The sequence below is a fragment of the Stieleria tagensis genome (assembly GCF_024129865.1).
Taxonomy (GTDB): domain Bacteria; phylum Planctomycetota; class Planctomycetia; order Pirellulales; family Pirellulaceae; genus Stieleria; species Stieleria tagensis.
In genome coordinates this window covers 26,562-37,468 of the sequence record NZ_JAMYFE010000032.1, presented here as the reverse complement: position 1 = coordinate 37,468, position 10,907 = coordinate 26,562, and the positions used below count along the sequence as shown (strand labels likewise).

Annotated in this window: 6 protein-coding genes; 3 read left to right on the top strand and 3 right to left on the bottom strand. The window is 54.4% G+C overall.

All coding sequences use genetic code 11. From position 1 onward, the window contains the following. Window positions 1-254: 254 nt before the first annotated feature. Window positions 255-1,154, bottom strand: coding sequence for a heme-binding protein (locus tag NHH03_RS06590; protein WP_253154968.1), 900 nt, complete (start codon window positions 1,152-1,154; stop codon window positions 255-257). Between the two features lie 203 nt (window positions 1,155-1,357). Between NHH03_RS06590 and NHH03_RS06585 the strand changes: the two genes are divergently transcribed. From NHH03_RS06585 to NHH03_RS06575, 3 genes are all read left to right on the top strand, one after another. Beyond that, complete coding sequence (locus tag NHH03_RS06585) at window positions 1,358-2,908, top strand: hypothetical protein (protein WP_261364122.1); 1,551 nt, start codon at window positions 1,358-1,360, stop codon at window positions 2,906-2,908. A gap of 892 nt (window positions 2,909-3,800) precedes the next feature. Continuing rightward, entirely contained in the window at window positions 3,801-6,704 is a 2,904-nt protein-coding gene (locus tag NHH03_RS06580) for a tetratricopeptide repeat protein (RefSeq protein ID WP_253154966.1), read from the top strand. Beyond that, complete coding sequence (locus NHH03_RS06575; RefSeq protein WP_253154965.1) at window positions 6,694-8,565, top strand: CRTAC1 family protein; 1,872 nt, start codon at window positions 6,694-6,696, stop codon at window positions 8,563-8,565. Before NHH03_RS06580 ends, NHH03_RS06575 begins: the two co-directional genes overlap by 11 nt. Window positions 8,566-8,568: 3 nt before the next feature. On the opposite strand, the gene NHH03_RS06570 is transcribed toward NHH03_RS06575, so the two are convergent. Together NHH03_RS06570 and NHH03_RS06565 are read right to left on the bottom strand one after the other, a co-directional pair. Next, window positions 8,569-9,930: a two-component system sensor histidine kinase NtrB gene (locus tag NHH03_RS06570; RefSeq protein ID WP_253154964.1), complete on the bottom strand. Its 1,362-nt coding sequence runs from the start codon at window positions 9,928-9,930 to the stop codon at window positions 8,569-8,571. Window positions 9,931-10,011: 81 nt separating this feature from the next. After that, window positions 10,012-10,734 carry a carbonic anhydrase gene (locus tag NHH03_RS06565; protein ID WP_253154963.1) on the bottom strand — a complete coding sequence of 241 codons (723 nt, stop codon included), beginning with the start codon at window positions 10,732-10,734 and terminating at the stop codon, window positions 10,012-10,014. Between the last annotated feature and the right edge of the window lie 173 nt (window positions 10,735-10,907).

The following is a 10,907-nucleotide window of genomic DNA, read 5'->3' as shown; positions in this document are numbered from 1 at the left end:
GCATAAGCGCAACTTCAAAGCGCGTCAGCGAGGGATTTAGGGTGTTAACAGGATCCCTCGCTGACGCTTCGGGTTACCAAAAACCAATGCCCCACGCAAAAGCGTCGGCTTCAAAACTCACGCGTTGGGTAACTAAATCAACAGCCCGTTTGCGGAAGTGTGATCAGGGTTTTGCCGAGCTCCCCTCCCCCTTAAACGCTGCGCAGCGACTCATTCAACCAGCGGCGTTTCCATTCACAGCGATTGAAACATGACTAGTTCGACGATGGGAGTGGGGACATTCGCAGAAGTTCAGCGTTGTTGGCATCCAATAAAAACAGCATTCCGTTGTCGTCGATACGAAACTGTTTAACTTTCCCGAGTGCCGCAACGAATCGAGATTCTTGGTCCATCATCGCCGGTGGTCCGGCGCGGCGTGTCATTGCGGTGGGACCGATTTGAAGTTCATTTCCATTGATCTCCGCTTTCCCGTGAAAGCGGTTCACACCCGTGTCGCCGGAAACGGACCCGTCGGCGGCAATTTGCAACGTCGTTTGAACTCGGTCGATCACGCCGGCTTGCTCGATTGATTCAGCCAACCAGTTGCCAACAATCGAATCCTTTGTGTGGTTGCCGTCGTCTGCTGACAGTGCATCTCCCATCGATTCGATCTCCTGTGTGAGTGCAGCGACGCCGGCTGTGGCGACTTCTGCATCCTGTTCTCCGGTTGCCCCGCCGACACCCACGGCGCCGATCACTTGGTCGTTGATGACGATTGGAACGCCACCTTTGAGGGTCGTGAATTTTCCGCCACTGACCGCCGCAGCCGCTTCGACGGCCAAGCTCAAATGGGTGTTGGCCGAATCGGCGTTGGGCAGCGGACCGGTGGCCCCACGTTTGGTCGCGGCGGAGGTGGCTTTGGTCATCGACGTGTAAACACTACCAGGACGCGCACCATCCATTCTGACAAACGCCAACAAATGTCCACCGTCGTCGACAACGGAAATGTTGACGTTCACGCCCATTTGTTCCGCCTTGGATCGGCTGGCCACAATCGCCCGCTCTGCCCCTGCCAAAGTCAATTGGACTTGATTGCGACGCACCAGTTGTGGCTGAGAATCATCGTCCGCGGTTTGTGCCCCTGCGGTGTGGGGCGTCGTCATGATTGCAGCCATGATCAAGCCAATCGGAGCGGTTCGAAAGCGGTGTTGGGAAAGCATAGCGGTGGTTGAATCCAGGTTGGGGAAGCGTCTGCAGCCCGGCGACGCCAGATCGCCTAGCAGATGGATTGCAATTGTTTGCCTGCCAGTCGAATTCGTCTACCGGTTACAATCAACAGTTCCCTGCCTTCCTTGCCATCCATCCCCAGGCCAATCCGATGAGTAGCCGACCGATCGATTCCCAACGCCGTGGTTTTTTGAAATCAGTGAGCCTCCATTCGCTGGGCGCTGCGGGGGCACTGTATTCGCTGGATCAATTTGGTTTCCTTGGACAGTTGCCATCGGTCTCCGCCGCCGACAGCCAGCTGCCTGCCGATGCGGTGCAGTTTGCACCCGAGATCGAACCGTTGGTTCGGCTGTTGGAAGACACGCCGCGTGAGAAAGTGGTGGAGGTGTTTGCGCAAAAAATTCAGTCCGGTACCAGCTACCGCGAAGTCTTGGCGGCACTATTGTTGGCCGGTGTCCGCAATGTTCAGCCGCGACCGAGTGTGGGGTTCAAATTCCACGCGGTGTTGGTTGTCAATTCAGCTCATTTAGCCAGTCTGGCGGCGCCCGATAGCGATCGCTGGCTGCCGATTTTCTGGGCGCTGGATTATTTCAAATCGTCTCAGGCCCGTGATGTCAATGAAGGGAACTGGACGATGTCCGCAGTTGACTCGTCCAAGTTGCCGCCGTCGCATCAAGCCAAGAAAGCATTTCGCCAGGCGATGGATTCCTGGGACGTTGAAGCTGCTGATGCGGCCGTCGTTTCGCTGTGTCGATCCGCCAGCGCTGCGGAGGTGTTTGATCTGATGGCGCATTACGGATGCCGTGATTATCGCAGCATCGGTCACAAAGCGATCTACGTTGCAAACTCCTACCGCACGCTGCAGTGTATCGGTTGGCGATACGCGGAACCCGTGTTGCGTTCGCTGGCCTATGCGATCTTGAACCACGAAGGCGACCCCAACCCGTCGACCAGCGATTTGCCGGCCGATGCGGCGTGGCGTGTGACCCAGCAACAGCTTGACCAGGTGGACCAGAATTGGCAGCGCGGACGTCTGGATGCCACTGCCACCAGCGATCTGCTGGACACCTTGCGAAGCGCGACTCCCGAGCAAGCCGTTGAGGAAACCGTGAAGATGATTTCCGATGGAATCGCGGTCCAGTCGGTGAGTGACGCGTTGTATTTGTCGGCCGCGGAAATGTTGGCCCAGCAGCCTGGGATCATTGCACTGCATTCGGCCACCACCACCAACGCAATGCAGTTTTCTTATCGAACAGCCTTTCGCCAGCGGACTCGGCGTGAATTGTTGTTGCAAAACGCAGCCTTCATCCCGTCGTTCCGTGATTCGATGAAATCGCGCGGCAAGGTCGGAACGAACAGGATTGATGCCGCCTTTGTCTCAGCTGACTCGGAGTCAACGCCCCAGGTGCAAACGATTTTTGACACCGTTTCTAAAAACCGTGAGCAAGCTGCCAGCGAGATGCGCAGCTACCTGGACAACGGTGGTAAACCAGAAACATTGATCAACACCGCCCGGCGATTGGTGTTCCTCAAAGGCAACGACTCGCATGATTACAAGTTCAGCTCGGCTGCACTGGAGGATTACTACGCGGTTTCGCCTGAATTCCGAAACGCCTATCTGGCCAGTGCCGCGCACCTGTTGCCGGGCACCGGCGACCGTGACAATGGTCTGGTCGGCCGCATTCAGGCTGCTTTGGCCTAGAATCGCGTGGGAAAGCGGTAAATGCCGGATCATCGATTTCAAAAACGAAGGTTTTCTTCATTCGATCGGACCTGTGATTGATTCGCCAACGATCCGAAGGTTGCCCAAACGCCCCTTCCTGAGACAATTAAGTTGACCGATTTCCAACTATCACGTAGGCTGGGAAAATCTGTTCACCGATTTCTTGACCGATCTCTATGCTGCGTTTCCTGACCCTCATTGCTCTGATTGCGGTTTCGACCGGTGCGATTGCGCCGCGGTCGGCGTCTGCCAGTTGTGGTGATTGGTTGGCCGGAGCTAATCATGGAGATTCGCAGCATGCCGGCGAGAACATGGGTTTGCGTCGTTCTTGGGGCAGTCCATTTCTGGATCAGCGATTGCCACCAACACCCGTGCCGCAAACGCGTCCCTGCAATGGCCCGTTGTGCCAACGGGCGCCTGCAATTCCCTCCGAAGCTCCCTCGGCACCAGTTAGTCACCGACTGCAACAACAAATTGCTTGTTTGCATGATGGCGCATCGGACTGCGATTCTTTGAACCATCGCCTCTCGGTTCAAGATCAGCTGGAGTTGCCCAGTGGGTTTCCGGCCACCGTCGATCGCCCGCCAGAACGTCTTTAGGTTTTTGCCGTACCGGTCATCGTCGATGCGTTGCATGGATTGCATGCCGGTTTAGGACAGCGATCTCGCATTCCCATTTGTTCCTTCGATGGAACAGGCCTGCGTTTCTTTTGCAGACGGTTGATTCGCCTGCGCCCGCTGTGCTTGCCGCATTCAAACCTCAACCTTCGCCACCCGCAACGCGGGTGCGATCGCCGGAGCTTTGTCGCCGAATCCTTATGATTGGGGAATCGGTTCAATGGTACAGACTTATCTTCGTTAGGAATCATTCCATGTCTTCGGTTTCAGCCGGTAACGCCTCGGTGGCGGCGCCCAAAAAGAAGAAGTACGTGCGCGCCGTTGGCCCGCGTCTTCGCAAACTGCTTTATCTGATTTTCATTCTTTCTGCGTTGTTGTTCGCCAATTCCGGCTATCTCTCCAGCGTCACGTTTCTGGAATGGGCGAAAGCAGAAACCTACCAAGGCTATTTTTACCAGTACATGTTTCTGGCGCACCTCGTGATGGGGCTGTTGTTGATCGTTCCGTTGGTGGTGTTTGGTTTTATCCACATGTGGATTACCAAAGATCGTCGCAATCGCCGCGCCGTGCGAATCGGTTATGCGCTCTTCGCGGTCAGTTTGATCGTCTTGATCACCGGGATCTTGCTGGTACGAATCGGCGGGTTCGATCTGAAGACGCCGATCGCCCGCAACACCGTTTATTGGCTGCACTTCGCCTGTCCTCTGGTCACCATTTGGTTGTACTGGCTTCATCGACTCGCCGGACCGCGAATTAAATGGCGAATCGGGCTCAGTTTTGCTGGCGTCACCGCTGCCGCTGTTGCCGTCATGGTCGCATTGCAAATGCAAGACCCTCGGCAATGGAACGCAGTCGGTCCGGAATCGGGCGTGCAGTATTTCGAACCTTCATTAGCACGGACTTCGTCGGGGAATTTCATTCCGGCCGACGCGATGATGAACGACGACTATTGTCTGAAGTGTCACGCCGACATTCACAAAGACTGGTCGGACAGCGTGCATCGCTTCAGTTCGTTTAACAATCCAACCTATTTGGCAAGTGTTGATGAAACGCGGGAGGTGTCGTTGGCCCGTGACGGATCCGTCCAAGCCTCTCGCTGGTGCGCTGGTTGTCACGATCCCGTGCCCTTCTTTTCAGGGGCGTTTGACGATCCCAAGTTTGATGTCTTGAATCATGAAACGGCAGACGCTGGTATCACCTGCACCGTCTGTCACGCGATCACGAACGTCAACAGCGTTCGCGGCAATGCGGATTACACCATCGAGGAACCTTTGCACTATCCGTTTGCCAACAGCGACAACGCGGCGTTGCAATGGATCAATAATCAGTTGGTCAAAGCGAAACCGTCGTTCCACAAAAAGACGTTTCTGAAACCGTTTCATAAAACGGCAGAATTCTGTTCGACTTGCCATAAAGTCCACTTGCCCCAGGCGCTGAACCACTACAAGGAATTCTTGCGCGGCCAAAACCATTACGACCCCTACTTGTTTAGCGGAGTATCGGGACACGGGGCACGCAGTTTTTATTATCCGCCTAAAGCAGTTGATAATTGCAGCAAATGTCACATGCCGTTGGTGGCATCGAATGATTTTGGTGCCAATCACTTTGACGATGCCGACGAACTGAGTGTGCATGACCACCTGTTTCCATCAGCAAACACCGGAATGGCTTGGTTGCGAGATCGCGATGACATCATCAAGGCACATCAAGAATTTTTGAAAGACGTCACGCGTGTCGACATCTTTGGGATTCGCGAAGAAGGCCAAATTGATGGCAAGCTGATCGCGCCGTTGCGACCGCTGGTTCCGGCTCTGAAACCGGGCAATGACTACCTGTTGGAAACAGTGATCCGAACGTTGAAACTCGGGCACCTGTTCTCCCAAGGCACAGTGGATTCCAATGAAATCTGGTTGGAAGTCACGGTGACCAGTGGCGATCGAGTGATCGGACGCAGTGGTGCGGTCAACCAGGATAAGTACAACGAGGTGGATCCCTGGTCGCACTTTGTCAACGTGTTCATGTTGGACAAAGACGGCAATCGAATCGATCGCCGTAACCCTCAAGACATCTTTACACCGTTGTACAACCACCAGATCCCGCCGGGGGCCGGCCAGACCGTTCACTACGGATTGCACGTCCCGGACGACGTTCGTGAACCGATTAAAGTCGAGGTGAAGCTGCAGTATCGCAAATTTGACCAACGGTACATGGATTTTGTTTCCAAGCGAAACGCCAAGCTTGGTCAAAACATTCGCGGCTACGAACCGGGGCAACCGTACAATAATGAGTTGCCGATCACGACGATGGCGGTCGACACGATCGTGTTCCCTGTCGAGGGTGTCGACAAATCCGTTGAGAATCCGGAGCGTGCGATTCCCAGTTGGCAGCGTTGGAACGACTATGGAATCGGATTGCTGTTGAAGGGGAAATCCGAGTTGCGTCAGGCCGAGCAAGCGTTTTCCGAAGTCGAAAAATTGGGACGCTACGACGGTGGTCTCAATCTGGCGCGTGTTTTGAACGCCGAAGGCCGATTGGACGAAGCGGTCGAGGCACTCAACCGCGCCAACGAGTATCGCGAGACCGACGGCTTTCCGCGTTGGACATGGGCATGGCTATCCGGTGTGATCAATTCTCAGCAGGATCGACTGGAAGAAGCCGTGCAAAACCTGCGAAGTGTGTTGGAAGATCAGACCGCTGACATGCGGATGCGGGGGTTCGATTTCAGTCTAGACATCGAAGTCATTAACCAACTCGGGCGGACCCTGTTCGATCTAGGTGTGGTTCGCGTTCGCCAGGAACGTCTGGAGGAGAGCCGAGACTATTTTCAACAGGCGGTTGATCAATTCGAGAAAACGTTGACGATTGACCCTGAAAACGTCACCGCGCATTTCAATTTGCAATTGCTGTACGAAAAACTGGGTGATCAATCGCGATCGGACAAGCACCAATCGCTGCACCTGCGTTACAAACCCGATGACAATGCCAAAGGCCGTGCCATTCGTTTGGCCCGGGAAAAGTATCCCGCGGCCAACCACGCTGCCGAAGCTGTCGTGATTTACTCGCTGCATCGCGACAGTGAGCCTGGTCAAGAAGAAGAAGCCCATGAGCCCGAAGCCACGTCCGACAAGACGACGAAGGAGACCACCGATGTCAACTGAAAAACGTCCTGTGCGCCATGACGAAACGGATGATACGACCGAAGAACGAGACGACGCGATCATCGGCCGCGCCTTTCGTGCTTCGCTGGTCGGACTGATTGTGATCGCGCTAGCCGGCGGTGCGGTCGGCTATTGGTTGTCCCGACCATTACCACCTGCGCCGGTCAGTGAATCGGAATTGGCAGAAGTGAAGATTCGTCAAGCACCAACGATCCGGCCGCCCAAAACCCTCTTCACTGACGTGACCGATGCGTCGGGAATCACCTTTGTTCACAACAATGGTGCTCACGGCGACAAATTGTTACCCGAAACAATGGGCGGCGGTTGTGCGTTCTTTGATTTCGACAACGACGGCGATCAAGATTTGTTGCTCGTCAATTCCATGGACTGGTCGGACGATCCGTCGAGCGGTCGGTCGAATACATCGGTTCTGTATCGCAATGATGGCGGCCAGTTCACCGACGTGACAAAAGGTTCCGGATTTGACAATGCGTTGTATGCCATGGGCGCCGCGGTCGGTGACTACGACAACGATGGTTTGGTGGATGTCTTGATCACAGCCGTGGGAACCAATCAGCTGTATCGCAATTTGGGTGACGGGCAATTCGAAAACGTTACCGCAGCCGCCGGCGTGGGCGGAGATGATGATCGCTGGAGCACCAGTGCGGGTTGGTTTGACTATGACAACGACGGCGATCTAGACCTGTTCGTCTGCAACTATGTCCAGTGGAGTCGCGAGTATGACCAATCGCAACATTTTCAACTGGTTGGCGGCGGACGCGCCTATGGGCGACCGCAAAATTTCGAGGGAACGTTCCCCTACCTGTATCAGAATGATGGTGACGGCACGTTCACCGACGTCTCAGAATCCGCCGGCGTTCAGCTTCGTAATGATGCCACCGGCGTGCCACGATCCAAATCATTGGGACTGGCGTTTTGTGACTTTGACGCCAACGGTGCCTTGGACGTGGTGGTCGCAAATGATACGGTCCAAAACGTATTGTTGCGAAACGACGGGCAAGGCCATTTCGCTGACGTCGGCGTGTTGACCGGGATCGCGTTTGATTCCACCGGAAACGCTCGCGGTGCGATGGGGATTGATATCACAGCCTTTCGAAATCAAAAATCGATGGCGGTTGCGATCGGTAACTTTGCCAACGAAATGACCGCATTCTATGTGACACCGTCTGGTCAGATGCAGTTCTATGATGAAGCTGTTTCGACCGGATTGGGGCCAACAACGCGATCCCTATTGACCTTTGGATTGTGTTATCTGGACTATGACCTTGATGGCCGTGCCGATTTGTTTTGTGCCAATGGCCACTTGGAAGAAGACATCAATCGGGTCCAGGCCAGTCAATACTACGAACAACCACCCCAGTTGTTCTGGAATGCCGGACATCGCAACAGTTCAGAATTCTTGCCGGTCGACCAATCGTTGGCCGGGCCGGACATGCTGAAACCGATGGTCGGCCGTGGGGCTGCCTATGCCGACATCGACAACGATGGTGATTTGGACATCCTGATCACTTCGACTGGACGCGCACCACGTTTGTTGCGCAACGACCAGCAACTCGGGCACCACTTTTTACGCATCAAATTGACTGGAGACTCTCAGCGGTGCAATCGCGACGCGATTGGGTCATGGGTGGAAGTGACGGCCAACGGATCGACACAGCGCAAGCAGGTCATGCCGACAAAAAGTTACCTTTCGCAAGTCGAATTGCCGCTGACGTTTGGGTTGGGGGATTCCGATTCAGTCGAGGACGTCGCAGTGGTGTGGAGCGATGGCACCAGGCAGCCGCTAGGTGCACTGGCGATCGACCAACTGCATGTGGTCAATCAGGCAGCTGGCCCATAGCCACTAGGCCTTTTGTTCTGCTGCCGATCCGAACGGAAGAAGCACGGTGAACGTGGTGCCGTTCGGATCGGTTTGAAAGTCAATGCTGCCGTCGTGTTGGCGGATGATTTTGTCACAAAGCGCCAGCCCCATTCCGGTGCCTTCATTGCGTGTGGTGAAGTAGGGATCGAAGATTTTTGACTGGATTTCCGGCGGAATCCCGTTACCAGTGTCTTCGATTTCAATTTGTGCAAACCCGTCTTGTTGCGCCAATCGGAAGGAAAGGGTTCCGCCATCGGGCATCGCTGCAGTCGCATTGAGTGCGAGATTCAAAAACACCTGTTCCAAGCGGACCGAGTCGGCTTGGACCATGCCGATCGGATTGGCGGGTTTTTGAAACCGGATTTTGACATGATGCTTTTCGGCATGAGGCCGCAAGAGTCTGGCAAGCTTTTCAATCAACAGCGTGATGTCGACCGGCGTCCGCCCCAATTCGGTGACCGAGGCATAGTTGCGGAACCCATCCAGGACATCATTGATGCGTTTGACTTCGGTGTTCAGAATGTCTAGCAACTCAGCCACTTCGTCGTCATAAGACCCTTGATCCAAACGTTCACACAGCAGTTGGATGTGCAGTGAAAGAGCGCTCAGAGGGTTCTTGATTTCATGCTGCAACCCTGCGGCCAGCGAACCAAGCCCCATGTAGCGTTCCATCCGACGCAGTCGTTCCTCCATCAACGCTTTTTCGGTGACATCGCGGACTTGGATCACCATTCCGATTTGCTCCTTTTGACGATTATGCAACATCGTACAACCGGCTCGTAGCGTTTTTTTGTGACCATGATGCGTGATGCAATAATCGCGGTCGCGGATGGGATGGTGGTGGTCACTGATTTCACTACAAATGGAGTGTAGCAATTCATGTTCATTTCCCATCTTTGCCAGACGTTTACCGATTCCATCATCATCTAGTCCAATCAATTCTCGTCCGCTGGGATTGATGCTGGTCAACAGTCCGTTTTTGTCGGTTGTCATCACACCGACATCCATGCTGGCGAGAATATCCGAGGACAACACTTTGGCATCTTGCAATGACCGTTCGCTGCTCAAGTAGCCTCGTACCACCAGGGCAAATGCAATCGCGGTGGCGACGATATTGAGCACCAACAAAAATGACAAACTGCTCTGCAGACTGAGGTCACCCGACAATTCGTTGGCGACCTGCAAATCGCTTTGCGGCAGGTGTTCGATGAGACGCCCAACGATTTCTTGTTCTCGTCGGACGTTTGCCAAAATCCATGCCGTGACAGACGACGTCAGTAGGCTTAAAACGGCCAGTCCGGCGGCGAACCGCCGCACACCCCGGCCGTCGTGTGTATCAAACATCGCGAGTCCACTTGTTGTCATTGCGTTTGGTCCAAATCGATTCGAACCAGTTTAGCCATGACCCGTGGGACAGACAGCGGGCTAGCTGATGCGGTCCTGGTTGGCAAGCTGCTCCAGGCCGGTGAAGGCGTGTTCGATCGGATCGAACGACAACACCCGAGCCGTGTCGTCGTCCACGACCCAACCGTGTAAACGAAGTTGGCCGGATTCCAATCGGTTCCTGACAAAGTCATGCGAGCACAGGTTTTCCAGCTGAAACAACGTGTGCTCGCAAACCATCAGCCCCAGTCGTTCGCGTTGGTTGGTGTAGTGATAATGTTCATCCACCACATGTTTGGCTTTCTGAATGAACTCCCGAGCCGGGCCGACCATCACGGGATTCAAAGATGGTTTCATCCAATGCGCCGCCAGCAAACAATTGAAGTGGTGACAAACAATAATGTCCTGGACGTTGCGTCGGCGAATGGCATACTGAATCCCGTTGATGGTTGCCGAACTGCCCACCAAACACGATCCGGGAATTGATGCCGCCATATTGCGTACGATCACGCAGTGCTGTTGATCGGTAAATGACAGGTCGTCGACGACGAGACCGTGATCGGCACAGCAAATCATCAAAATGTTTTGATCGGGTGATTCAGCGGTTTCACGTAGATCGGCAAGCGAACCGAATTCGTTAGCTCGCAAATCATGAACTTGCCGCTTCAATTTGATTTTGCGGTACATGATCAATGTTTCATTTCTGGAGGGGGCAAATGCAATGGCGACACTCGGTGGTGCGATTCGGGGTAATGCATGTTGCATGCCAATGACCATTGACCCGCCGTAGCAGCGCTGCAATGAAATCCAGAGAACGCTTTTCCTATTAAGAATTTCGCAAATCAAAGCGTTGCGACAACTGGTACAACAGCGGCAATTGGGAGGGTCGGCAATGCAATTCAATGCAGAAACTGCAAGCCCTTGCACCCCGGTGATGC